This window comes from Candidatus Brocadia sp. (assembly GCA_021646415.1).
In the GTDB taxonomy this organism is placed as follows: Bacteria; Planctomycetota; Brocadiia; order Brocadiales; family Brocadiaceae; genus Brocadia.
The window spans coordinates 1-25,879 of sequence record SOEU01000026.1; the positions used below are offsets into that span (position 1 = coordinate 1).

Consider the following 25,879-nt stretch of genomic DNA (forward strand, 5'->3'; position numbering starts at 1 on the left):
TCGTTGTGGGCAAAATCGTTTGCTTGCCATTATTCCTTTGAATTCAAATAGTTATACTTATTGTGGCAGTTCATAAAACGTCACGTATTTAGTATTTTTTAGTTCCCGTGATAATCCCTGTTAAATAGAAATTTCAAATGCGGTTTCCTCTTTAGAAAGCGGGGGCTTCGTCGTAATGGTTCGACGAAGCTCACCATGCACTGCACCCTGAGACTGTCGAAGGGTCAGTCGAACGATTAAGGGGGTATGTGAAAATATCTTTAATACCCCCCTTCGGCTCCTCTAGTTTAGAGGGAAAATAAAAGTTGCTGCTATAGGTAGCCTCATTAAATGTTAAGGAAATTCAAACAAAAGCTCCTCCCCCTGTCCCCCGCTGGCGGGGGTGAAGGGGGTGGCCTACAATCGATGACTCCCGATTCGTTTCGATAAGAGGACTCACCGAAACATCCAACAATATCAAGTAATTCAAAGGATTATCCATCTGATAATAGTTGATTTCCCCGGAAAAAAGTATCAAACTGTAAGCCAATCATGAGAGGGAAAATTTCTTAGCCCTTTGCGGTAAAGGGTATGAATGAGGGGTGTTTTCCCAACAAACATACCATCGATACTACTTCCTTGCTACCGGTATAATAGTTAGTAGCTCTCGTTTCCCATGCCTGAGCACAACCACCTCGACTGGTTTACCGACCCCCGCCGCATCCATCATGTAATTATAATCGTAAATATTTGTAATCTTCTTTCCTGCAATTTCAACAATGGTATCACCATCTTTCATCCCGGCTTTATCCGCTGGCCCATCCAGCTTAACAGTATTGATTTTAATACCTTCAATGTTTTCACTGGTAAAATCGGGAACGGTACCCCAATAAGTCCTGCGAGAAACCTTTTCTTTCCTCGCTTCACCTGACTGCGCAACCTTTACGTAATCGGGGCGCTCTGCATGGTTGATTAAATCGATAACAATTGCCCGTGCAAATTCTGCGATCCTCACCATACCATCATAATTAAGGGTGCCCGGATCATCCGTGGGTCGATTATAATCCTCGTGGACACCGGTAAAGAAGTGAATTATGGGAACCTCTTTTGAATAAAATGCCGTGGCATCTGTTGGCAGATAAGGATCGCGGTGAAGCTTTACATTAAACCCGGCAGTTACATTACATTTTTCAATGAGCCGGGCCCAGGTATTGGACGAACCAATCCCTTCAACAATTAAATTGTTTTCATTAAGCCGCCCAACCATATCAAAATTAACATAGGCAATAACATTTTTTAATGGAATAGTGGGATAATCAATAAAATAGGAAGAGCCGAGGCATCCCAATTCTTCTCCCGACCAGAGGGCAAAAATAAGCCCGCGTTTCAATAGTTGTGGATTCGTTTTCCTCTCTGCCGCCAGGGCAGCTGCCAGTTCCAGGACAATGGAAACGCCCGATGCGTTATCATCGGCACCGTTATGTACCTGCCCTTCTTCACCTTTCTGTGCCAGCGAATCGATTCCCCCATAACCGATGTGATCGTAATGAGCGCCAATGATAATATACTCAGCATTTTCCTTGTCATCACCAGGAGGTAAAAGTCCCAGGACATTCCGATCCTTTTCTTTTATCTGTTCAACCGCTGTAGATATCCTTATCTTCACGTTCGGTAAATCAAAGCCCGCCTCTATCTGAGGGTCTTCAACATCCAGTCCTGTCTGAATCGTCGCAAGATTCTTACCGGAACCGGCGAAGAGTGCTTCGGCTATTTTACCACTTACAGATGCCGCAATGATTCCGGAGCTGGCCGATTCCTTATCACCGGACAGTGGAAATAACTCCCCTCCACTGGGAGTCTTTGGGCCAATAACAACCAATAACGCCTTAGCACCGTGCTCGCGTGCCAGCATTGCTTTATAACGCAATCCTGCGTATCGGGTAAGTTCTAAATGTCTCTTCATATCCACCTTTTCGGGCACATGATGAAGAACCAACACAATTTTGTCTTTCACATCAAGTTTTTCGTATGAATCGTAACGGTTTCCTTCATTTCCAGGGATGGACAACCCATAGCCAGCGAAAACTACCTCTCCCTCCACCTCACCGTTAACCGTAAATGCCAGCGGGGCGAAATCTTTATTTACCTCGAATTGAATCGTTTCCTTTTCCGTACCTTCTTTCGTAATTTGAAAGTAGTTTTGTCCCGGAATTATTTTTGTTCCAGCAATAAAAGGGAATTCCTGAAAATAGCTATTGTTATCGCCAATAGCTTTTAACCCGATACCTTTAAAATAGTCAGCAATATAATTGGCTGACAGTTGCGTACCTTTTGTTCCCGTCAACCGCCCTTCCAATTCATCGGAGGCAAGATATTGCACTTCTGCACGAAGATCAGGAGCAGTAATTTCAGGTGAGAACTGGTACTCTGTTTTTTGAGGAATTTGATCTGTTTGAGAAGGGCTGTTGAAGGCTTTTTGAGGTAAACTCTCAGGAGTATCGAATGATTGAGCAGGCTGTGATGCGGATCTCACGTTTGCTAACTGTAATGCCTTCAAAGCGGCTTCGTGGTCCCAATCTGCCAGAAATAGCTGAGAATCACCGTTCGCTGTCCTGCTGGAAGTCCACGCAAGACGTTTGCCGTCAGGTGAAAAAACAGGTAACCCATCGAACTTATCATGAAAAGTCACCCGTACCGGTTCCTTTTCACCAAGGGCATCCACGATAAACAACTCACAATTGGTAAATCCAAATTTATTGGAATGAAAGATGACATAATCACCGGAAGGATGGAAATAAGGAGCCCATGACATTGATTTGAAGTCAGTCAACCTTCGTACATCAGAACCATCGAGCAGCATGGTATATACATCGGCCAGCATGCCGTTCTCATTGAAATGCCGCCAGATGATCCTTTTTCCATCATGACTGAAAAAAGGACCGCCGTCATAACCAGGCCAGTTGGTTAATCGTTTTTGCTCAGAACCGTCGGCATTCATTATATAGATTTCACCAAAATAGGCAGGGCTGGTTTCCATGCGTTTCTGATCCTCGGATGAGAGCTTTTCAACCGGATAGGCATCTCTCAGAGAACAAAAAACAATTTTGCTTCCATCAGGGGAATAGGCACCTTCCGCATCATAGCCAGGGGTATCTGTTAAACGTTTTAATTCGCTTCCATCTCGTTTGGCCGAAAAAATGTCGTAATTTGAGTCATAATCCCACGTAAAACGGCGTTTTTTCCCCGAGGCACGGAATTCAAATTCTGCCTTTTGTTTTATCTTTGCATCGGGGTCAAGATGGGTTGAGGCAAAGAGCACTTCGTCAGAATCAGATCGGAAAAATGAGCAAGTTGTTTTGCCCATTCCCGGAGAAACCCGATGGGTTTCTCCCGTCTCAAGACTCATTATATAAATCTGGTAAAAAGGATTTTCGGGGTCACGTTCGCTTTGAAATATCAAATATTTTCCATCCTGAGAAAAATATCCCTCACCCGCGCTTTTCCCCTGGAGGGTCAGCTGCCGGATATTTGCTAAAAATTGCTCTTCCCCTTTTTCACTCCCGCTGCTATTTATTACACTCCAATGGAAGCACATTGCGGTTAACAACACGGTAAAAGTAATAATTGAAATGAATTGTTTCATTGAAAAATCCCCCCTCCCTACTTGCTGTATATTTATAGTAAGCGCTAAAAGTTAAGTTGTCATTTGAAAGAATTTCCCCTGGTAAAACCGAAAATTATCGTACATACATAAACAAGATCATAATAGATAAAGTATTTATCTGTCAATGCACTGTTTATATTATCAGATTTGTCACTTACCTGCTTAATCAAATTTATTTAAAATATTTTGGTGAGGAAATGAAGATAAAAAAGATGATATTTGTCTGGCTGTGTTTATCGTATTTCCAATCCGGGTTATTGCTTGAGACGTGGTTGTTACCGGGAATAGATTCAGGTATAACAATGATGCCTCTGTGCAATTTTCAATCTGTGATAGCAAGGAATGTCACAAAAATAGGGATAAAGGATATGTGGGCAGTGGTGCGTTCCATATCGAGGGTTAAATTTCGAGTCGGTAAAGAACATACATTCGTCAAGGTCCATTTATTGATAACTTTGGATTATATGAATTTTTTACTGGACCAAACAAACTGTCTTATTGGAGAGGTAAACCAGAAAATGTCACTGGATTTCCAAAAATATATCCTGCCTGCTCTGGAGAGATTGCCTGACCAAAATCTGCGATAAACTCTTTTGCCAATCTGAAAGCATCCTCAATACTATCTTCTTTCGTAGGTATATCAAGTCGGATCATGAGACCTGCGCTTTTTTTGTCAATCAATGAGAGCCATAACCGTTTTATTTTTTGTCCTGTCCAATCAACAATATTTTTATCAATACAAATCCAATAAATTATTAAAAATCGGTCAGCATCTTTTTCGGCATAAAGACTATGTGCCTGAAAGCTACGATTTAATACATGAAACTCAGAGTCATTTAATTCTATTACTTTAAAGCCGGAACCATTAACACATACCTTTGGATTATGAAAATTGCCCGCATCCAGTATAAGCAAAAAAAGATTTTTACCGTCCATATTCACATATTCACGATCCAATGCCTGGCTAATAAAATTATATTCTTCATTTTTATTCCATTCTTGTTCTACATCCGATCCTTGCCACCCGCTAATTTCTAATGGTATCTTTAATTCAGAAAGTATATTCAGGCTTTCATATTTTTTTGTCTTGTGAAAGCCGAAGCAATAAATAATAGCGGATAACAAGATTATGATAGTTATTAATCCCTTTTTATTTGTATTCATCTTATTATCTTGTATCTTTCAAGCGAATATTCCAATCCAATTAATCCTAAAATGATAAACACAAATATTACAATCCCGCTAAAATTATGGAAAAATCCTTGACCAGCTTCTTCACCAAAATGATATGTAATAAGGCATAATGTTATAATACGAATAAGATTACCTGCCATCGCAAGGGGAACTATGGAAGAAACAAGCATGCTTTTCCTGTATAAACTACCCTTACTTATGTATACATAAACCAAAGATAGGGAAAACATGGTCACAATAGAGCGAAACCCACTGCATGGTTGTCCCATAAACAACTCGCTCTCGCCAATGGATAATAAAAGACCTTCCCTTGCGATCGGGTAATGAAAAAGCTTCAGGATCGTTTCTGTTACTATGGTAAGACCATATCGCACAGGCAGGGTAATGTTATCCACGATTCCGACGGGAATAGGGACTAAAAGTATTAGATAAAAAAGAGGAAAGGATACTATCTTTGTTATATTTAATCCATAAAGATACCTTATCAGCCCGTATAAAACGGGAAGTAAAGAAAGTGTAGTAACAAATAAATAGTCCTGCCGCCAACCAAAGATAAACATAGAAATTCCTAAAAGAAGGATAGAAAGGCCAAAGAAGTTATTGCTTGGTCTAATCTTTTGAATGGACTCTCTTAAGAGTGTACGTTTACGCCACACAAGCCAAAAGAACACAGGCAGAATAAAATAGGCGTGCGTATAATCAGAAATCTTCCAACGTGAACGATAAAGGACTGAAAAAACCGGGGTATAAAGCAATGCAATTAATATCCAAATTATATAATGAATCATAATGTGGCACTATATCTAACAAAGAATGTATAATTAATTGTTCTATTCAAAATTATAAAAATTGAACATTTAGAAGGCAAGTTGTTTATGGATTATTAATCTGTAAACTATATCTATTATCGGTACAGGTATTGAAATTTTAATGCAGAAAATGGTAAGTATTTAATAAAAATTGTGGAATATTGATGATGACTAACGAGGAGCCGGAGATCGTAAAAACATTTGGAACCACAGATTTCAGAGATTATTTGTATTTATTGACTGTGTCAAAAATGATACGCCAGGGCATACGGGTGAGAGAAATAGCAACTGATTCTATAACTTCAACCATACACGCCAAACCCTTTGGAGGAATGATGCTGGAAAGCAGTCTCCGCCAACGTGCTGAGTCGTGAGGAATCCGTGGTCAATTATCAACCACTGGTGAATTATTGACGCAGAGAAATGGCTGTATGAACGCCCTGGTCGTTAGGCATTCATATCACCATCGATGATTTCGGACAGGTTTTTTCCTAATGATGCATTAAAAGGTTTCCCATTAACAAGCTCATCGGAAACTTATGGTCTCCTCCTTCACAAGTGTATTTCAGTTGATATTTCAGCCATGTCGATTACCGGAAGTTTTATAGACTTTTCTCCCAAAAGTGCATCCACAACATCCTGGGGTGCGCTTCGGTAATGTAACACGGCCTTTATCTTTAATGGAGATTTGACGTCATTGGGAAGCAAGCAAATAAAATGCTCTTCCTTTTTACCTTTTGGGGGAATCCGGTTGTCGGATATGATATGTGTTGCAGCCCATACGTGAAGTGTCGGTTCTCCCTTTTCATTTCCAAACACGGTATGATAAATAGTAGCATTCGTATCAATATTCCCTTTTTCGTCCACTTTCCCGCTTTGGTAAATAATCTTATCTTCTGCATCGGTTACCGAAACATTTAACCATACCTGCCGCATCTCGGTAAGTCCGGTGGGTATATAATGTCCTGCTCCCGTGTTTTTTATATTGATCTGGAATTTTAGCAAATCACCTTTTTTGGGGGCAGGATTCACAGATACTTCCAAAATTGCAGCGTTCTTCAATCTCTCAACCGCCATTTGTGGCTGCAACTCCGAGCCGGGAGGCAGGGATACAGAGGTGACACTTCCTCCAACAAAATAGTGAGTCCAAATATGGGGACGTTTTTTACCTCCCATAATTTCGGGTGATGCAAAACCAGGGTTATCCGGTCTGTCTGTGCTACCGGTACAGGGAAAACCCGGTCGTTGCCTCATGTGGCAATCCTGGCAATGTACCGTTGTTTTGGGATCACCTGTATTATACGGACCTTGCCGCCATTCAGTGTAAGTTTGTTCGATGGGAAGATTGTTTCCCGCGTGAGACACATCATGGCAACCCCCGCAAAACTCCGAGCGTGTGTGTAACTCAGAATACTGATTTTTGTGGATGGTATCAGGAGAATCGTTGAATGGCCCGTATTTCGTACCACCTTCCATGGCAGCGGCATTGCCTGGACTTAATATGTATGGCGCATTTCCAATGCCAGTGGTTGCCCTAACGGAATGGCAAAAATCGCAGATAACACCTCCCTTTTCATCATCGAGAGGAAGGCTGGCTTCTGCTCCGCTGTGGCCAATGGGAAAGTGACAGCGGACACAAGATTCTATGTTACGCTTTTCAGATTCTCCTTCTGCCGTTTTTTTCCCTAAGTTATAAAGGGCTTGAAAGAGTGGATTTCTCCAAGCATTCGCATGGGTTGAACCACTCCACATTTTGAAGATTTCAGGATGACAGGCGCCACAAGAGATAGGACTGAAGAATTGACTTATCCTTACGTCTCCCGGAACTGTAATAGGCAGGTCGACGACATTTTCCGGTCTCTGCCCCGGAGGAAGCTTCCATGTGGGAGACCATTCCCTGGGATCACTTGCATAGGACACGTTCAAAGAAAAAAGAAATAAACTAAATATGAAACACCATACAAACTTGAAATATAAACGCATAGTGAGGCATCCTTTCTTCACTGACAATAATGAGCCTACCGCGGACCAAAAGTCCCTGATTTCCGGCCTGCTGCGATAATCTGACTTTTGACCAGATTATACAAAACCACTTCCTGACTACCAGCAAAAGCTGCTATTACCCCCGGTAACCATCTTTCCTGTTTTTATAGCCAATTTTACAAAAAATCTAAAAACTCATTATACAAAAAATTCATTTTTTTCAAATAAAAAAAGAGGATAGATTTTTTTGGTCTATCCTCTTTTTTAAAATGAGTTCGTTACAGTATTTATTCTTTTAGGGGTTATTTCTTTCCTTTTCTTGCTTTTGCCCTTTTTCGCCCTTTACCATCTTTGTTGACTTTATTGTGTTATCTCCCTCTACTGCAACAAAATTTTTGACCTTCTCAAATTTTTTATCGCCTACGCCACCTACCTTTTTAATGTCATCAATCGCTTTGAAATTACCATTATTTGTCCTGTAGTTTACAATTTCCGTAGCCAGCTTGGGTCCAATACCAGGCAATAATGCAATCTGATCTTCGGTAGCTGTATTAATATTTACCTTTCCTTCTATCACCACAGCAGAAAAGCAAATTCTTGCTTGACAAATAAAACCAATCACAAGCATAAGCACAGCTGTCACAAAAGATTTACGAATTGTGTGCATAGCAACCTCCTTAAAAAAGATTTTTAAATAAAATCCCGAAGGCCTTTTATCGCAAACATACACGTGTATAGGACTGTAAATGAGCAAAACATAAGCCAATAACTTAAAAAATCTCCAAAAGATAAACAATTTAACTTAACTATTGAAATCTTCGTCAGTAATGGGATATTGTAATTTTATCAACATGCATAAGGAAAGAGAATGACTTGGGCAAGAATAACACAAAAAAGATCACAAGAATGAACAAAATTGGTGATTGCCATAAAAAACAAAAAGGACACGCATTTGCGTGTCCTTTTTGTTTTTTCAACTTCCTCTACTACTTTATCATATCGCCTTATTTCTTTTTATCTCGTAAAGATTCTATTACCTCATCGACAAGACCGTATGCTTTTGCCTCTTGCGAAGACATATAAAAATCACGATCAACATCTGCTTCAATACGTTCCAACGGTTGTCCTGTATGTTTTACAAGAATTTCATTTAGACATTTTTTCATCCGCAGTATTTCTTCTGCTTGAATACTAATGTCCGTCGCGGTGCCTCTCATGCCACCCCATGGCTGATGGAGCATAATACGCGTATGGGGAAGGCCATATCTTTTTCCTTTTGTCCCACCAGCGAGGAGGATAGCGGCCATGCTATAAGCCTGACCAATACAAAAGGTTGCGACATCACATTGAACAAATTGCATGGTGTCGTAAATAGCCAGACCAGCTGTAATTGATCCGCCCGGGGAATTGATGTAAATATTGATATCCTGATTTTTGTTTTCATTTTGGAGAAATAGTATTTGTGCTATCACCAGGTTAGATAAGGTGTCCTCGATAGCCGAGCCAATAAAGATGATACGGTCTTTCAGCAATCTTGAAAATATATCGTAATGCCTCTCGCCATAGCCAGTCTTTTCAACAACATATGGCACAAAAAGCGCGCCATGCGTGTTCTTGGAATTTACCACAGGAAATTCACTATTTTCCAAATACGATAAATACTCTTTATACACAAATAACTTCCTTTCGTTTATTTTGCTTTGTTTTCCTGGTTTTTGTTGGGTTTACCCTTATTCTTCAATATTGGCCACCTTGAGGAGGAAATTCATCACTTTATTTTCGCGCATATCGTTTCTCAAATAGGACAGATTCCCCTGGCGTTCCAACTGCTTGCGAACTCGCGCCGTATCTGTATTATACGCTCGTGCAATATCAGCAATTTGCTGTTCTACCTCATTTTCAGTAACAAACATCTTCTCCTTTTCAGCAATATAATTCATGATAAGAGAAGCTTTGAGTTCCCGCATTACCGATTCTGCAGATGCATTTTTAATTGCATCCGTTTGCTTTTGAATTTCTTCCAAAGGAATGCCCCTGTTTAATAAATCCAATTGATGCTTGTACACCCTTTGGTCTGTATGATAATTCAAAAAATCTTGTGGCAACTCAAACTTCGTTTGATCCAAAAGGACATCGAGTACCTGATTCTTCAAATCGTCTTCAACCCATCTCTTTTTATCAGTTTCAATCCGTTTGCGAATATTGGATTTTAAATCTTCTAAAGAATCGAATCCCATTGTCTTCGCAAAATCATCGTTAAAATCCGGTGGAATTAGACGTTTGATTTCTTTTATCTTAAGCCATACTTTCGCATCTTTTCCCCGATACTCTTCTTTAGCAAAATTGTCAGATAGTTTCACATCAATTTTGCACTCTTCACCAGACTTCATGTTTTCCAATTTTGTATCTAAATCCTGTATCGTTGTATTCGCAACCTGAATACCGGTCACAACAGGAATTTCAACATCGTCATCTTCAAACACAATATTTCCGTTAACCTCTACTTTACAATCACCAATAATGTGATCTCCCTTCTCCACCTTTCCATCTTTAACGACAGTAAGTTGCGCCTTTCGAAGGGCTATATCCATTAATACTTTTTGCATTTCTTCGTCAGTTACGCTGGCCGCTTTTTTCTTCAATTTCAGACCCCTGTATTGATTGATCTCAAAAGATGGCCATACCTCTAATGTCACATCAAACATAAGCGGCTTTCCCATTTCCAGTTCTATTTCACTAAATTTGGGATTACCCACGGGGCTTAGTTTCTGCTCCTCAAGTGTTTTTTGGTAACAGTCACTAACAACCGATTGTTTTACCTCATCTTTAATCTGCGTTCCAAACCGCTTCTCAACCAATTTTCGCGGTGCATGCCCTTTTCTGAAACCAGGTAACTCTATGGTACCACAAACCTCTATGGTCTTCTTTTCAAATTCGATTTCAATAGTTTCCTTTGGTACTTCAAATTTTATAATTTTTTTACAAGGCCCCGCATCTTCAATCGTTACATTCATTGTGTTATTATCCTGCAATACTTTCCCATCTAAAATAAATAAATGGAGCGGGTGATGGGGTTCGAACCCACGACATTCACGTTGGCAACGTGACGCTCTACCACTGAGCTACACCCGCTTCTTATTTCAAATCTATTTTCTGGTGCGAGAGGGGGGAATCGAACCCCCACGCCGTAAGGCACAAGATCCTAAATCTTGCGCGTCTGCCAGTTCCGCCACCCTCGCCTATTATAGCAACTAAATACAACCTTGGCGGAATTACTGAATTTGCTTTTCCCTTTTAAAAAACAAGCGAGAAATAAAACAAGGTCTTTAACGTCACAAAGACCACTGTTAGTAAAGAAATAGTGCGCCCTGAAAGATTCGAACTTTCGACCCACTGATTAAGAGTCAGTTGCTCTACCAACTGAGCTAAGGGCGCTCTTAACGGTTTAATACAAAAATACTATAGAGGCTTTTATGGATAACGCGCCCGGCAGGACTTGAACCTGCAACCGTTGGATTCGAAGTCCACCACTCTATCCAATTGAGCTACGAGCGCAAAAACTAAAGCTCAATGCCAATAATTTTTTTTAAATAAAATCGGACAATAAAAAATAAAGAGGTAATTATATATGATATTGATTAAAAGTCAACTTGATTCCACAAGACAAGGGTTTTCAAAACCCCTTCTGAATTAGTCATGTTTATCCTGAAAATTCATGCACATGGAACCAGAAGGAATAAAGAAGTAAGATATCGATAAATAACACAAAAAACTCTTAATTCGGAAAGCAAAATGGGGTGAGCGACGGGATTCGAACCCGCGACCCTTAGAGCCACAGTCTAATGCTCTATCCTGCTGAGCTACGCTCACCACAGTGTATAATAACCGATAATCTGAATTTGTTTTTATATAATGGCGCGCCAGGAAGGATTTGAACCCTCGACCGCCGGATTAGAAATCCGATGCTCTATCCAGCTGAGCTACTGGCGCTTAAACTAGTAAAATTATATCAATATTAGACTAAATATCAATACAATTTTAGAGAGTTTTTACATTCGAACCGGTACTAAAGTGGTTATTGACTCAATAGTCTTTCTGAGCGGTGTATTCCGCACATATCTCCAGTTTTCATCTTTTATTCCTTGCTCCGGAGAGGTAATATTGTTGACGACAGGAAATCCCCTAATCCCCTTTTTAAATGTAAATGCCCGTATTCTGGAACCAGCCTCACCCATGGGAATAACATCCGTAACAAAGTCTACGAATACCTGTATATCATCAAAGATTTCTGTAGTTACAACCTGCCCTTTCTTAAAATTACCTATCGTTGCATCCGGAACTACTTCTGCAAGATTCATGCAGATAAATATCGCATTCTCCCCCACGTGGATAGCACTTCTGGGTATTCCCACCACCATGTCTTTGAATATGGCGTCTACAAATATCTTTTTAAAGAAATGTTTTGTAGCTTCTAAGGCATTACCAGGTATATTTTCATCTCCATGGGTATATTTGCCCAATGTTATCCCGCTAGCAATATCCTTTAAAAAATTAACCACGGCACCGGCAAAGCCCACTTTCTTGCCTTCTTGAATGTAGCCTTCTTCATCAACATATTTAAAAGGTGCGCCAAGACCCATATCCTTCAATATATTTAAGAAATTTTCTCCGGCATCTTTGAGGTCTTTTCCTACCCTCACATTAAATTTAGATTGATCATTACTATAATCTATCACATCAACATCTTTAGCCAAATTGAAATAATCCCCTCCCGGATTTGATAATAATTGGTCCTCTTTGTATTTTTTAAGCTGTTCTTTTATTACTGATGATGTGCCTTTTTTTGAATCTGAATACACTGCCCGTGCCTCAAAAGTATTACGTTCAAGCTGGGATAGTATACCCCCCTCAATTCTGGTTGTCACTGTATCATAACTGAACCCCTTTCTTAACTCTTGCTTTTTCAATTCATCATAGATTACCTTTTCAAAAGGAGATACGTCTTCACTGCTGTAGGCACCTAATTGAATATTGAAATCCAGATGTTTATTGCTCATCGCCACCCTGGGTGTTTCTAACATGTTTAATCCCTCTTAGAAAAAAATGATTGTATGCGAAAATGTTTCTATAATATTGAGCAAAATATATACCTTTATTCTTCCGGCTCCAGTATATTCCACAGACAAAAAACAATATTTTTATAAGTACATTATTTCATAGAGTTACAAAAAAAACTTTAGGCAGTAGCGCAAAAAATAAACCGTAAGAGAAGAGACATCACAGGGAATGCATTTCCTGTATCATGTTAATTAGTTGAATAATATTGTGTATAAGAGCTATTTGGTACTGTACCAATACAGTAAATTTTATAAATTCATCTTTTATTTTTAAACAATACTTTCTATACTGGAAAAATGGATATGAAAATCGAACTGAGTACAATGTGTTTTTACCATGGCGATGTCCTTGAAAAGATCAAGCGATGCAGGAACTTAGTTGAATCACACGGCTTTGAATTTGGTATTCAATTGCATAATTCCGTTACCAATGACTTGTACAAGAAAATCAAAGGCCTGGATGCCACGTTTACCATCCACGCTCCTGTACTCTCGGACGGCTTTATCAATCTGGCAAATAATGATTTCCATACTATCCTTGCATCATTTCAAAACACCGCTTCTGTTATGCAATCCTTGCAAAGTAATGTCGCGCTATTTCACGGTTTTTTTATGACTCAGAAACCTATTAAAAATGACCCTGCCAATTACAACAAGGTCTTAAGTGATGCAATTGACAACAAATATCGATTAAAAGATACACGTGTTATGGATCCCATATTCCTGAAAACCGCAGAGTACAGAAATTATCAAAACACCGTAAAAAAAAATATGAGGCTGCTAAGAGAAAGGTATCCGTCTTATATCCTTTGCATGGAAAATGACTTTCCTGGCATTGGCAATGGAAATCAGACGCCTGCACACCTGATCTATCTTGATTGTCCGATTTGGCTCGATATAGGCCACCTATGGGCATCCGCCATTTTAAACAAGTTTGATTTTTACATGGGACTTGAAGAAGTTTGTAAACAGTGTCAGGTAATCGGTGTGCATCTGAATACCAATAGAACCCCGCTCAACTGGAACCTGAAATATCCCGACGGAGATACACACTCGCATTTTTCCAGAGAGTATGATATGAATATGGACAAAATTATTTCCATTCTTAAAAATAATCAGGTTACCCACTTTACGATTGAAGTGATAGACGGAGACGTGGAAGATATAAACTTCTTTATCGAAATGTACCAATCCATCTGCCAATAAGCTTGACAAAATAAAATTAATTTGTAATATCTTGTCTTATACATCTGTCACCTTAGCTTTTTTCGATCCTATTCCTTAATCATATAGCGGGGCAAGTATCCAAGAGATCTTGAATTATTCCATTGAAACCTATTCAAAGAATACTCATTGCGTCGGGTATCGCTATCTTCACCTTTTTAGTTATCATGGGGCCACTGACTTATAAAACCCTTGTTCCCTCCATGAAACATGAGTTCATGAATCACTTAATTTCTGTCCGGGAAATTAAAAAATTACAGATTCAAAATTTTTTCCATGAGAGATACGGAGATATTCATATCCTCTCGAAAAATCCCCTGGTTGTTCAAAGTCTGCCACGGTTCTCAAATGCCTTTAAATCTGGCGGCTTTGATGACCCTGCTTACAAACAAGTAGATACCTATTATGGCCCCCTGCTTGAACACTTCCTCAGGCAACATGGATATAATAACATATTCTTAGCTGATACTGACGGAAATGTCGTTTTTGGGGTTAAAAGAGATGAATATCTTGGAACTAATTTACGTACCGGGGAATACAGTTCTTTTTCTATCGGGGAAGTATTTAAAGAGGCATTAAGTAATGTCAAATTTTCCGATTTGACATGGTGCGAAGAGTCGAAGGACTTTATATTCATGGGGGCTGCACCGGTATATGACCTCGCCAACAGGCTTTTAGGTGTTGTTATTGCAGAAACACCTTATTCTACAATCGATACCATTTTGTCCCAGAGAGACGGTCTGGGAGAGACAGGTGAAATTTATATTGTGGGTGATGACAATTTCATGCGATCGAAATCAAGGTTTTTGACACAGAATACCATTCTAAAACTTGAAATCAATACCAAGGCTACGCAAGATGCTTTTCGTGGAAACACCGATGTTCAAATTGTAAAGGACTATCGAAATATTCCTGTACTCAGCGCATATACCCCTCTTGATAACCTGAAGGATGTCAATTGGGCATTGTTAATAGAAATTGATGTAAAAGAGGCATTTTATTCGATTCTCGCTCTTAAAACAGATCTGATTATTATTGGTACAATTATTGGGAGTATTACTGGTATATATCTCTATTTTACCCTTCGGAAAAAACGTTTAAGAAATACTCTCTCAGTACCTTCATAGGATATATGCAAAGGGGATATTCTCGAAATTTCACAGCCTCATTATAGGCAAGTATTTCATTGATCGTAGTTATTTCTTTCCGTTTTCTTTGAAGTTCAGCATCTATTTTAATCAGATTTAATTTATTTAATTCTTTGATTTTATTAAAATAACGCCTCTTCTCATCTTTGCTACAAGATGCCATCATCTCTAACAGTCTTTTTTTTTCGCTAACTCTATTCACAAATTCTCTATCACCTTGCGCCTCTTTCGATGCATACCGCTCTGGATTATAACTTATGTCCGTAAGTTCATGTTGAAGGACTTGCAAAGTCTTGATATCTAAATCATATGCATCGAATGGTAAAAACAGAGTTGCAGAGATCGTGATGAATGCAGGCGGGTCAACACCAAAAAATTCTTTGATAATTTCATCAGTAATCGTATCGTATTTTGCCCCCCCAATCCCATGAATAAATACGTCTGAAAAGAATAATCGGGAAAACATAGTTGTCGTAATTGCCCGTGGACGTATCTTAATTTGACTTTCCCTTAATGCCCTTAATCTCGATATATTATTTTCGGTCTCTTCACTTTTCCCAAGTGTAACTATAACATCCACTCCATTGGTAACTTTTAGAGACTGCCCTTCCCTCATCATATAACATTTACCCCTCTGTCCCCCTGCTTTCCATATCCAAAAAGGTAATTCAACAAAATTCCCAGCAATCTTTATATCCGGCAACGGATTGGCCTTTGAACGGATTTTGTGGATGCTGCGATATTCAGACAACTTCTCGTTGTAAATTTTAGCAAATCGCTCCGCCTCGTTGATAATGTGCAACAAAAAATGATAGAATCCATCAGTATTGCACATCCACGAAACGGGGACTTCAAGATTGTCAATGCAAAAGTCTTCCTCTAAAGCGCGTCTTGCAGCAGTCAATAAACCAACCATATCAGTGCAGCCTTGGTGATAGCGCTCAACAATGCAATTAATAAATTCCTCGAACGTGGACTGCATAGATACAACGGTTGTTTTTACTTTTTCATCTAAAACATTTTTCTTAAACAGGGTTAACACTTCATCTTTAAATCGGAGTATCGTACAGGAGTCATTAAACACGATCTCTTCATAAGCAACATGGTCCATGCACTCTACAAGCGCTATCTTCCGAATAGTTGCCGGCCTTTCTGATAAAATAGGCACATACATAAAACCCATATTACAGGCATCATTGTCTACAATCATATTTACGCCAATACCGCCCATCTTTCTAGCTAGAAATTGTGTAAGATGATTCTTGATCCATACTCCCGGATAATACAGAATGGGTTCGTGACCTGTCTGAACAATTGGAATACCCTTAATCGTTTCGTAATCCAGGTTCGTTCCTTTGCAGGATAATTTACCCTGTGTTCTATGTGGTAACGAGTTTTTCTGAGCATCATCCCGCATAGAAAGGTATTGACTGTGCTGATTTCTTTGAATCAGGGATTTCATCCCCTCCGTATAATTTGCGGCCATACTTAACAAATCCTCACGGGTTTTGTCGCGCAATACCCGGAAGGGAATGCCATTCATTTCGAATTGGTAATTCTGTATCTTCTGCCGATTTTCATGTACCAAATCCGGTATACGATTTATTGCTGGATCAACAAAGACTTCCCTGTCATTTTTCGGCACTTTATAAGTGATGTTTTTTATTGCCATTTTTTCTTAATTCTGTTTAAGTATGCCAAAATAAAGTTTACTCAGACCGCGTATGCAACAAGAGAACACAGGTTACATCATTTGCAACATATGATACTGGATACATGACACATGACGCAAGATAATAGAAGGTAAAGATGAAAATTGCATCATCCGGTTTGTACAAAATGCCCGGCATAAGACTTTCTTATTCCATGGAGTAAAACAAGATTGCCCGTGAATCTTAATGAAATATTATTTTGGACAGAAAAAGACGATTCAAAAAACGATGAAACTTCAAGCAGTAACCCGCTTGGAACAGAGACGTTTGCCGGACAGCTTGCAAAGTTGATACTTCCGGGACTCACAACAATAACAGGGCGGGTTCGATACTTAACGCTTATTTGTTTATGGTTAAACGTTATCAAAGAGGAACTGCAAGAAGATACTACAGATAAAATTCTTGAAGTTAAAAATAGTAAAATCGCATTGCTGACTAACGCTACGGGTCACGCGGGCGATACGCCGTCGCGTGCACCCGTTTGTTGGTCCTATAGGTGATAATCTCCGGCCGCTTCGGGCTGGTAAAGAACGTCCTCAATGCGGATACGGCGCACCCCAGACGGGACAGGCCATTCCACAATATCTCCTTTGGCGTATCCCAGGATCGCCGTGCCCACAGGGGCGAGAACCGAGATAGCCCCCGCATCGATGTTCGCATCCCTTGGAAAGACCAGAACATAGGTCACTTCTTCAGAAGTATCAAGATCACGCAGAACGACCTTTGAGTTCATGGTCACCACGTCTGCAGGCACGTTTTTGGGAGACACCACTACCGCCTTCTCCAATTCTTCTGCCAAAGACTCCAGATCCTTCCTGTCATGACCACCGAACTCCTCGGCCACTGCGATGAGTTCTTCGAGTCGCGATTTGTCAAACTCTGTAATGTACAGCTTTCGTGTTGCCATGATTGTCTCCATATCATGAGTGCCAACTATGTTACTAACAAGTTTTCCATTTTAAACCAAAAAGGCATAGTGCACGTCAAGCAAAAAAGCATTTATTTGACATATGAAGTCATCATAAATATAATTTCTAATCCGTTAGCAACGCATATTGAATGATAACAGCAAACAGGATAAGTATTCATGCTCAATATCCCTGCCGCTTTATTCACTAAATACAGCATACTACTGAGTAAAAAAGAAGTTTCAAGCCTTTACAAAAAGCAAGAAACCCTCCGATTTGAATCCGTCCGATGTGAAGGATTTCATACGTTTCCTGGCTGTGCAATGCCGCGTCTCAGCTTCTTCCAAGAACCAGGCGTTTAACGCCCTTTTGTTTTTATATGAAGAGGGTGTCGTCCCACACCTTTCGGCACAGTTTCGCAACCCATCTGTTGCAAGCCAACTACGATATCCGCACCATTCAGGAGATGCCGGGACACAGTGATGTAAGGACGACCATAGATATACACTCATATGATCAAAAGTCAGACCGTTAAAGAGGTGAAAAGCCCGCTCGATTTCTGATCCTGGGATAAGCTCCCCCCTGGAGGATTAAGGGTCACCATATCTAAGTTTTAATTCAAAAAGTCATTACCACCTGCGTAGCGGATGGCAATAACTTTTTACTTGGAACAGGTACGCGGCTTTCTGATGATGAAAACGGAGAATATACAGACTTTGGTGAAGTAGAAAAGGAAGAAAAAATGTTTCCATTATCTGAAAATGTGATAAGATTACTCACAATGAATTTAGGTGTTTAAATTAGCTTTAGTTCAAACTAGAATTTTGAATATTTTGAAAACGTTACTTGTATCAACGACAACGAAATGTTATGGAAGCAAATAAATAAAAAGTACTAATACTCGATTTCGGCTCTCGACAGGAATTAATGAATGAGGACAGAAAAGAAAGGTAGGTATGATGTATGAAGGAAATGGATTATGTAGTTTGGAAAGAAGGTAAATATTATGTTTCGCAATGTCTCAATGTTAATGTATCTTCTTTTGGAGATACTATAGATGAAGCAGTAAATAACTTGAAAGAAGCCGTTGAATTGTATTTTGAAGGAGAGGATTTAGCGCTTCCAGAAATTGAAAAGATATTTATAGGCAGAGAAAAAATAAATGTCTAAATTGTATTCTTCACGCGATGTGGAATATGTGCTGCATAAATTAAATTTCCGTTTTATTTCGCAGAAAGGCTCACACGGAAAATACAAGAATGAAAAAGGTTATATTGCAATTCTTCCAATGATAAAAAAGAAATACCTTTAGGGATATTTAGAAGTATATTAAAACAAATGAGAATAGGATTGGAAGAATTCGAGGCTATTTCTAAAAATTGAGAACAAAAACATGTTTTGTGATTTCAAATGACAAAAAGTTGTCATTTCGAAGGAGCAGATCTATTGAAAAAACTTAAGATTCCTCACTTCTCCCGAAATGACAGCATTCAATGTCAACCTACTTAAGCCATTTACTGTAAAAAGACTGGGAATTTTTACAACAACTACTTTACGTTCAGGAAAATGATATGATTGAAGATAAGAAGGAAAAAATTTTAATCCTCGACTTTGGCTCTCAATACGCCCAGCTTATTGCACGTCGGGTGAGAGAGAATAATGTTTACAGCGAGATTGTATCACACAAGATTACCACAGCGGAGATACAGAAGGCCAATCCAAAGGGCATTATACTCAGCGGCGGCCCAGCCAGCGTATATATAAAAAATGCCCCTCGGTGTGATGAAGGAATAGCTACCCTGGGAATACCCACACTGGGTATCTGCTACGGGATGCAACTGGGGTGTCAGATGCTAGGCGCCACAGTAAAACCTACGCCTACTCGTGAATACGGAAGAACTACCTGTACGGTTAACAACGAAAGCAAGTTATTCAAATCACTGGCCAGAGACATTACCGTATGGATGAGTCATGGAGATCAGGTGGTTGAATTACCCACAGAATTTGAGTCACTCGCATTTACCAGAAATTGTCCTTACGCAGCCGTAAAGCATAAAATAAAGGCATTCTATGGTGTACAGTTTCACCCTGAAGTTACACACACTCCGCAGGGAAGTCAGATTATCCGTAATTTTCTGTATGAAATTTGCGGTTGCACAGGCGACTGGAAGATGTATTCCTATATAGAAAAATCTGTGGGTGACATTCGCAGGCAGGTCGGAGACAGAAGGGTAGTATGTGGACTATCGGGTGGCGTTGATTCTGCCGTCACGGCAGCGCTCATCCACAAGGCCATTGGGAACCACCTGTCCTGTATTTTTGTCGATAACGGGCTTCTGAGGAACTACGAGGCCGATGAGGTTATAAAAACGTTTAAAGAGAATTTTACGGTAGACCTGCACGCCATTGATGCACGAGATCGATTCTTAGAGAAATTAAAAGGCGTAACCGACCCTGAAAAAAAACGCAAGATCATTGGACACGAATTCATTGAGATTTTCAAGGAAGAGGCAAAAAAAATATCTCAGGCAAAATTCCTGGCGCAGGGCACACTTTACCCCGATGTCATCGAAAGCGTGCCTGTCCACGGCGGTCCGACAGCAACTATTAAGAGCCATCATAATGTGGGCGGACTACCAGCTGAATTGGGGTTTGAATTGGTAGAGCCTCTGCGACTTTTATTTAAGGATGAGGTACGAAAGATAGGAGAGGAACTCGGATTGCCGGAAGAATTGGTCTGGCGTCATCCCTTTCCGGGACCGGGACTGGCCATTCGAATTATTGGCGAGGTGACGAAGCCCCGACTGGAAATACTTCGTAACGCCGACAGGATTGTTATCGAAGAAATACGCAGGGCAGGTCTCTATCGTTCTATTGCCCAGTGTTTCGCCGTACTCTTGCCACTGAGCACTGTCGGGGTCATGGGAGATGAAAGGAGTTATGAAAACGTTATCGCCGTCCGTGCTGTAGAGACAACTGACTTTATGACCGCCGACTGGTATCCCATACCTCATGGGGTACTGGGAATCATTTCCAATCGGATTATCAACGAGGTCAAGGGCGTCAACCGTGTGGTTTACGACATTAGCACGAAACCACCGAGTACGATCGAGTGGGAATAGGCACCCCTGCTTTTGTATTCATGATACTTTTTACGAACTAAAAGCTCATTGATTTATTTAGAGTTTTAAAACATTTTTAAAAGGAATGCCTACATATGAAATGTCCACATTGCCTGGAATCATTTCACGATTTCTACGAAGTAATACCAGTCGGTAACGATGCAAGTGGTGATTGGGGTGTCATTAGCAGGAAGTGCCCATCCTGTGAGCGGGTTGTACTTGTTTTGGGGAGTGGGAAAATAGGCAGTATTGGAGGCCGACACATTTTAGAGTACATCAAAGACGAGCGTCTTATCTATCCCAGAGCCCCGAGTCGTGTACCACTTTCAAAAGAAATCCCTGAGGAATTTGCAAGGGAATATAGAGAGGCTTGTGCAGTCCTTGCTGACAGTCCAAAGGCAAGCGCGGCCTTAAGTCGCCGCTGCCTGCAACGATTGTTGCGAGGAAAGGCAAATATTAATCCATCCAATCTTGCAAATGAAATCCAGGAAGTGCTAGACAGTGGAAGTTTGCCGCCGTATATAGCGGAGTCTATCGATGATATCCGGAACATTGGCAACTTTGCAGCCCATCCAATCAAGAGTGAAAGGCCTGGTGAGCTTGTAGACGTTGAGCCAGGCGAGGCAGATTGGAATCTCGATGTGTTGGAAGCCCTATTTAATTTTTATTTTGTTCAACCTGCAATAATAAAAAGGAAACGGGAAATACTAAATCTCAAACTGAAGGAAGTTGATAAAAGGAGTACGAAAAAATGAGGATTTGATTAATAACCAAAAAATGGTATATTGTTTAAAAATTAATTTTACCTGGCATTATTATTTTTTGGTTTATTCATGACGAACAAAACGTGTTTTTCTATCGTCGACTATGTAGATTGCGACCGGGAAAAGGTCAATGCGGCCATCGACGAGATCTTTGACCATTTTGGTGGTATCCATGCCATTATAAAAAAGGGTACTAAGGCATGGATAACGTCAAACTTTATAAAAGAGAGTTTTGGCAAGGTTTTTTTCTTTCTTTTGTTTTTTTCTCTTCTATTACCGATGCCAGCCTTTTCAGAAACCAACAGGCTAAAAAATTTTCCGGAACAGGTAGCCCTTGACGACATTATTTATATCCCTACGGGTGAAAAGGTGCAGTTTTCTAACTTGTATCATTTTTTTGATTGCGCTACTGTCATCTATGTTGGAGAAACCCATGCCAACAAGGCATCTCATCAGGTCCAATTGAAGGTACTCAAGGCATATTATGAAAAATTTGGAGGCAATATAGCCATTGGTATGGAGATGTTCACAAGGCCATACCAACCTTTTCTAGACCAGTGGATCGCCGGAGAAATAGATGAACAGAAGTTTTTAGCGGAGACAAGATGGGATAAGGAGTGGGGATATGATTATACCCTGTATAAAGACATCCTGGACTTTGCCCGCGAAAAGAAAATTCCTGTGATCGCCTTAAATGCCCCAAGGGAAGTGGTAAAAATGGTAAGGAAGAAAGGGCTAAAAGGTTTGACTGAGGAAGAAAAAAAGCAATTACCTGAAATTGATACGAGCGATTTTTTTCATCGGGTCTATCTGGAGAGGGCTGTTCGGGAGCATATGGTTGGCCTTTCGGCAGATTTAGAAAAATATAACGATGTACAGTGTTTGTGGGAAGAGTACATGGCTCAGACAATTGTGAACTATCTGTCTTCCTGGGAGGGTAAGGACAAAAAGATTCTCATCTTTGCTGGAAACGGACATATAATATACGATTTTGGCATTCCGAAGCGGGTCTTTCGCCGCACTTTTTTACCGTATTACACAATTTATCCAGCCGAATTTCGCGGAACGAAACCATCAACTGATCAAGACCTGTTTTTGCAGGAAATTCCGTTAGAACCAGCCGATTTTGTATGGGTTATCCCCCCCACGGAGACACAAGAAAAAAGAGTATATTTGGGAGTCCAGATCCAAAGAACAAGCGACAATAAATTGGTTATACAAGAAATAACTCCCGGAAGTCCGGCTGAAAAGGCTGGATTCCTGGTGGGTGATATCATTCTTTCGATTGACGGAAAAGTTGTCAAAAGCGTGATGGAACTGGTTCATTACCTCCAGACGAAGCAATTTGGTGATACCTGCGCCATTGATATCGAACGAGGTGGGAAAAAAATTTCTTGTGAAGTTACCCTTTTTGAGATGGAAGAGGAGTAATAATCCACCACAGAGACACAAAGGACGCAAAGAAAGTTGTAAGTTGTCAGATTTAAGGCAAACTTTTAACTGCCAACTTTCAACTTATTTTAAAGCTTTGCGCTCCTGACATCTTTGCGGTAAACTATTAAAACTATGCAGACAAAACTATCAACACAGTATAATCCTAAAGAAATTGAAGACAAGTGGTATCAAGTTTGGGAGGAGAATGGGTGTTTTCATAGTGTACCGGATCCCACAAAAGAACCGTTTACTATTGTTATTCCTCCTCCTAATGTGACTGGCGTGCTCCATATGGGACATGCCCTGAATACCATTATCCAGGATATTTTGATCCGCTGGCGACGCATGCAGGGATACAATGCCCTTTGGATGCCCGGTACGGATCATGCGGGTATTGCCACTCAGAATGTGGTTGAAAGGGAACTGGCAACAAAACGTGTCAAGCGTGAACAACTGGGACGGGAACGTTTTATAGAAGAAGTCTGGAAATGGAAGAATCAATACGGATCGACCATCATTAAGCAATTGAAAAAACTGGGAAGTTCTTGTGATTGGGTACGGGAACGGTTCACCATGGACGAGGGACTTTCTACTGCGGTAAAGGAAACTTTTGTGGGTCTCTATGAGCGAGGATTAATCTACAAGGGTAAATACCTGATTAATTGGTGTCCCCGATGCCGTACTGCCTTAGCCGATGATGAGGTTGAACATGAGGAACACGAAGGACACCTGTGGCACATAAAATATCCCTTCAAGGATGCCCCGCATCTCTTTCTGATTGTAGCCACAACCCGTCCCGAAACCATGTTAGGAGACGTTGCAGTGGCCGTTAACCCAAAGGATGAGCGTTACAAAGATATAATCGGTGAAATCCTTACCCTGCCTATCATAGGTCGTGAATTACCCATAATTGCCGATGAATTTGTCGATCCATCATTTGGAACTGGTGCGGTTAAGGTTACCCCTGCTCATGACCCCAATGATTTTGAAATGGGCAAACGCCACAACCTAACCCCAATTGTTATTATGCAGGAAAATGGGGCTATGAATGAACTTGCAGGAGATTATGAGGGAATGGACCGATTTGAGTGCAGGGATGCATTGATAGAAGAATTAAAATTAAAAAAATTTATCGAAATGGTCACTCCTCATAAGCACTCGGTAGGACATTGTTATCGGTGCCATACCGTTATTGAGCCTTATATTTCCGATCAATGGTTCGTCAGGATGCGTCCCCTTGCAGATGCCGCCATTAAGGCTTCACGAAAAAAATTAGTAACCTTCTTCCCTGAACGTTGGGAAAAGATCTATTTGAGCTGGTTGGAAAATGTGCGTGATTGGTGTATTTCAAGACAAATCTGGTGGGGACACCGTATTCCTGCCTGGTATTGCCATGATTGTGGTGCAATTACCGTAGCGCGCGATGTACCCGCGAAGTGCTCAAAATGCAACAGTGTTACCCTGAAACAGGATGAGGATGTACTCGACACATGGTTCAGTTCTGCCCTGTGGCCCTTTTCCACGATGGGTTGGCCCAGGGAGACACCGGAGTTGCGATATTACTATCCGACGTCTACCCTTGTTACCGACCGGGGAATTATCTATTTCTGGGTGGCACGGATGGTTATGATGGGACTTGAAATCATGCGGCACATCCCTTTCTCTAACGTTTACATCCATGGAACTATCCTCGACGAACAGGGCAGGAAAATGAGCAAATCACTGGGCAATGGTATTGATCCCCTCGTCATGATCGACCAATACGGTGCGGATGCCGTGCGATTTTCGATCATTGTCCTGACCACGGAAGGCCAGGACATAAAACTATCGGAGAGCAGGTTTGAGATGGGCCGTAACTTCACTAACAAATTGTGGAATGCGGCGCGTTTTATCATCATGAATCTGGAGGAAGAATATCCGGAAGAAATTCATCTGGAACCAGCAGACTATCAATTTGAAGACAAATGGATTCTCAGCCGATTAAATACAACTATTAAGGCATGTACCTTGTACCTGGAACAATTCAAATTTAATGACGCAGCCATGAAGATCTACGATTTTACCTGGCACTCCTTCTGCGACTGGTACCTGGAAATCGTAAAGACACGTCTGTATGAACCGGTAAGTTACAAAGACAAAAAGGTAGCACAAACGGTACTCGCAAAGGTTTTTGATCAGATATTACATCTGCTGCATCCCTTCATCCCTTTTATTACAGAAGAATTATGGCAGAACTTAAAAAGAGCGGTTTCCAAAAACAAAATCAGCTTTCAGGAAGAAATGCGTCACGAGTATCTTATACGTGACGTCTGGCCCAGGGAGGACAAACGATTTGAAGATCAGGTTTCTGAAGGGAACATGGCTATCCTGCAGGACGTTATCCGGGCTATTCGAAATATACGCAGCAAGATGAATATTAAGGAAAGGCAAAAATTGGATGCCGTTATCTCTCTTTCCGGAGATGGCGAGTATGAATTGGAAGAACATTCAGGTCTACTCAAACGGATGGCCAATGTTGAACATCTGGAAATCGGCAAAGACCTTGCAAGACCCGACAACTCTGCTTCTGAAGTTATTGGTAGAATACAGGCTTTTGTACCACTTGCGGGAATTATTGATCCAATTGCAGAAAAGGAGCGCCAATCAAAACATCTAAAACAACTCGAAGATTACTTAATGGTGGTACGACGCAAGCTTGAAAATAGAAATTTTGCTGCAAGGGCACCCGCCCATGTGGTGACAATGGAACAAAATCGGGAAAAGGAATTGTTAGAACAAATATCAAAAATAAAACTTATTTTGAATGACCTTGGATAAAGTG

The 25,879-nt window shown here is 40.5% G+C and carries 20 protein-coding genes, 6 tRNA genes and 2 pseudogenes; 12 read left to right on the forward strand and 16 right to left on the reverse strand.

Going from position 1 to position 25,879, the window contains the following annotated elements; translation table 11 throughout:
- Positions 1-610 precede the first annotated feature (610 nt).
- The 3 genes from E3K36_15345 to xrt all read right to left on the reverse strand — a co-directional run bounded on the left by E3K36_15345 (position 611) and on the right by xrt (position 5,625).
- The gene (locus E3K36_15345) at positions 611-3,622 is read right to left on the reverse strand and encodes a M28 family peptidase (protein ID MCF6156576.1); all 3,012 of its coding nucleotides are present in this window, start codon (positions 3,620-3,622) and stop codon (positions 611-613) included.
- 516 nt (positions 3,623-4,138) lie between these two features.
- Entirely contained in the window at positions 4,139-4,807 is a 669-nt protein-coding gene (gene epsI / locus E3K36_15350) for an EpsI family protein (protein MCF6156577.1), read from the reverse strand.
- Entirely contained in the window at positions 4,804-5,625 is an 822-nt protein-coding gene (xrt, locus tag E3K36_15355; GenBank protein MCF6156578.1) for an exosortase, read from the reverse strand. The genes epsI and xrt overlap by 4 nt, the downstream gene beginning before the upstream one ends.
- 185 nt (positions 5,626-5,810) lie before the next feature.
- Here xrt and E3K36_15360 point away from each other — a divergent pair, with 185 nt between their 5' ends.
- The gene (locus tag E3K36_15360; protein MCF6156579.1) at positions 5,811-6,020 is read left to right on the forward strand and encodes a hypothetical protein; all 210 of its coding nucleotides are present in this window, start codon (positions 5,811-5,813) and stop codon (positions 6,018-6,020) included.
- A gap of 178 nt (positions 6,021-6,198) precedes the next feature.
- On the opposite strand, the gene E3K36_15365 is transcribed toward E3K36_15360, so the two are convergent.
- The 11 genes from E3K36_15365 to E3K36_15415 all read right to left on the reverse strand — a co-directional run bounded on the left by E3K36_15365 (position 6,199) and on the right by E3K36_15415 (position 12,710).
- The gene (locus E3K36_15365; protein ID MCF6156580.1) at positions 6,199-7,629 is read right to left on the reverse strand and encodes a cytochrome c family protein; all 1,431 of its coding nucleotides are present in this window, start codon (positions 7,627-7,629) and stop codon (positions 6,199-6,201) included.
- 295 nt (positions 7,630-7,924) lie between these two features.
- Positions 7,925-8,296, reverse strand: a complete 372-nt coding sequence (locus E3K36_15370) for a ComEA family DNA-binding protein (protein ID MCF6156581.1) — start codon at positions 8,294-8,296, stop codon at positions 7,925-7,927.
- A gap of 337 nt (positions 8,297-8,633) precedes the next feature.
- Complete coding sequence (locus E3K36_15375; GenBank protein ID MCF6156582.1) at positions 8,634-9,257, reverse strand: ATP-dependent Clp protease proteolytic subunit; 624 nt, start codon at positions 9,255-9,257, stop codon at positions 8,634-8,636.
- Between the two features lie 102 nt (positions 9,258-9,359).
- Positions 9,360-10,643, reverse strand: coding sequence for a trigger factor (gene tig, locus E3K36_15380; GenBank protein MCF6156583.1), 1,284 nt, complete (start codon positions 10,641-10,643; stop codon positions 9,360-9,362).
- 43 nt (positions 10,644-10,686) lie between these two features.
- Positions 10,687-10,761 (reverse strand) — tRNA-Gly (locus E3K36_15385).
- A gap of 22 nt (positions 10,762-10,783) precedes the next feature.
- Positions 10,784-10,868 (reverse strand) — tRNA-Leu (locus tag E3K36_15390).
- A gap of 120 nt (positions 10,869-10,988) precedes the next feature.
- A tRNA-Lys gene (locus E3K36_15395) sits at positions 10,989-11,064 on the reverse strand.
- 46 nt (positions 11,065-11,110) lie between these two features.
- Positions 11,111-11,184: transfer RNA gene (locus E3K36_15400), tRNA-Arg, on the reverse strand.
- Between the two features lie 238 nt (positions 11,185-11,422).
- Positions 11,423-11,499: transfer RNA gene (locus E3K36_15405), tRNA-His, on the reverse strand.
- Between the two features lie 43 nt (positions 11,500-11,542).
- Positions 11,543-11,619, reverse strand: a tRNA-Arg gene (locus E3K36_15410).
- A 59-nt stretch (positions 11,620-11,678) separates the two neighbouring features.
- Positions 11,679-12,710, reverse strand: coding sequence for a hypothetical protein (locus tag E3K36_15415; GenBank protein MCF6156584.1), 1,032 nt, complete (start codon positions 12,708-12,710; stop codon positions 11,679-11,681).
- Positions 12,711-13,049: 339 nt separating this feature from the next.
- On the opposite strand from E3K36_15415, the gene E3K36_15420 reads away from it, so the two are divergent.
- Together E3K36_15420 and E3K36_15425 are read left to right on the forward strand one after the other, a co-directional pair.
- On the forward strand, positions 13,050-13,952 hold the full coding sequence (locus E3K36_15420; protein MCF6156585.1) for a hypothetical protein: 903 nt from the start codon (positions 13,050-13,052) through the stop codon (positions 13,950-13,952).
- A gap of 122 nt (positions 13,953-14,074) precedes the next feature.
- Positions 14,075-15,097, forward strand: coding sequence for a hypothetical protein (locus E3K36_15425; GenBank protein MCF6156586.1), 1,023 nt, complete (start codon positions 14,075-14,077; stop codon positions 15,095-15,097).
- On the opposite strand, the gene E3K36_15430 is transcribed toward E3K36_15425, so the two are convergent.
- Complete coding sequence (locus tag E3K36_15430) at positions 15,048-16,790, reverse strand: hypothetical protein (protein MCF6156587.1); 1,743 nt, start codon at positions 16,788-16,790, stop codon at positions 15,048-15,050. The genes E3K36_15425 and E3K36_15430 overlap by 50 nt on opposite strands.
- Before the next feature lie 210 nt (positions 16,791-17,000).
- On the opposite strand from E3K36_15430, the gene E3K36_15435 reads away from it, so the two are divergent.
- The gene (locus tag E3K36_15435; GenBank protein MCF6156588.1) at positions 17,001-17,330 is read left to right on the forward strand and encodes a hypothetical protein; all 330 of its coding nucleotides are present in this window, start codon (positions 17,001-17,003) and stop codon (positions 17,328-17,330) included.
- Here the strand turns inward: E3K36_15435 and E3K36_15440 are convergent.
- Positions 17,321-17,737, reverse strand: a complete 417-nt coding sequence (locus E3K36_15440) for a nucleoside diphosphate kinase regulator (protein MCF6156589.1) — start codon at positions 17,735-17,737, stop codon at positions 17,321-17,323. The genes E3K36_15435 and E3K36_15440 overlap by 10 nt on opposite strands.
- A 277-nt stretch (positions 17,738-18,014) precedes the next feature.
- Here E3K36_15440 and E3K36_15445 point away from each other — a divergent pair, with 277 nt between their 5' ends.
- The 8 genes and pseudogenes from E3K36_15445 to E3K36_15480 all read left to right on the forward strand — a co-directional run bounded on the left by E3K36_15445 (position 18,015) and on the right by E3K36_15480 (position 25,875).
- Positions 18,015-18,221, forward strand: a complete 207-nt coding sequence (locus tag E3K36_15445) for a hypothetical protein (GenBank protein ID MCF6156590.1) — start codon at positions 18,015-18,017, stop codon at positions 18,219-18,221.
- Positions 18,121-18,301: pseudogene (locus E3K36_15450) on the forward strand (integron integrase). The gene E3K36_15445 and the pseudogene E3K36_15450 overlap by 101 nt, the downstream one beginning before the upstream one ends.
- Positions 18,302-18,701: 400 nt before the next feature.
- The gene (locus E3K36_15455) at positions 18,702-18,908 is read left to right on the forward strand and encodes a type II toxin-antitoxin system HicB family antitoxin (GenBank protein MCF6156591.1); all 207 of its coding nucleotides are present in this window, start codon (positions 18,702-18,704) and stop codon (positions 18,906-18,908) included.
- 55 nt (positions 18,909-18,963) lie between these two features.
- Positions 18,964-19,121: pseudogene (locus E3K36_15460) on the forward strand (addiction module toxin, HicA family).
- Positions 19,122-19,309: 188 nt separating this feature from the next.
- On the forward strand, positions 19,310-20,860 hold the full coding sequence (gene guaA / locus E3K36_15465) for a glutamine-hydrolyzing GMP synthase (GenBank protein ID MCF6156592.1): 1,551 nt from the start codon (positions 19,310-19,312) through the stop codon (positions 20,858-20,860).
- 95 nt (positions 20,861-20,955) lie between these two features.
- Positions 20,956-21,615 carry a DUF4145 domain-containing protein gene (locus E3K36_15470; protein ID MCF6156593.1) on the forward strand — a complete coding sequence of 220 codons (660 nt, stop codon included), beginning with the start codon at positions 20,956-20,958 and terminating at the stop codon, positions 21,613-21,615.
- Positions 21,616-21,693: 78 nt separating this feature from the next.
- Positions 21,694-23,055, forward strand: a complete 1,362-nt coding sequence (locus tag E3K36_15475) for a PDZ domain-containing protein (GenBank protein ID MCF6156594.1) — start codon at positions 21,694-21,696, stop codon at positions 23,053-23,055.
- A 135-nt stretch (positions 23,056-23,190) separates the two neighbouring features.
- Positions 23,191-25,875, forward strand: coding sequence for a valine--tRNA ligase (locus E3K36_15480; protein ID MCF6156595.1), 2,685 nt, complete (start codon positions 23,191-23,193; stop codon positions 25,873-25,875).
- Positions 25,876-25,879: the final 4 nt, after the last annotated feature.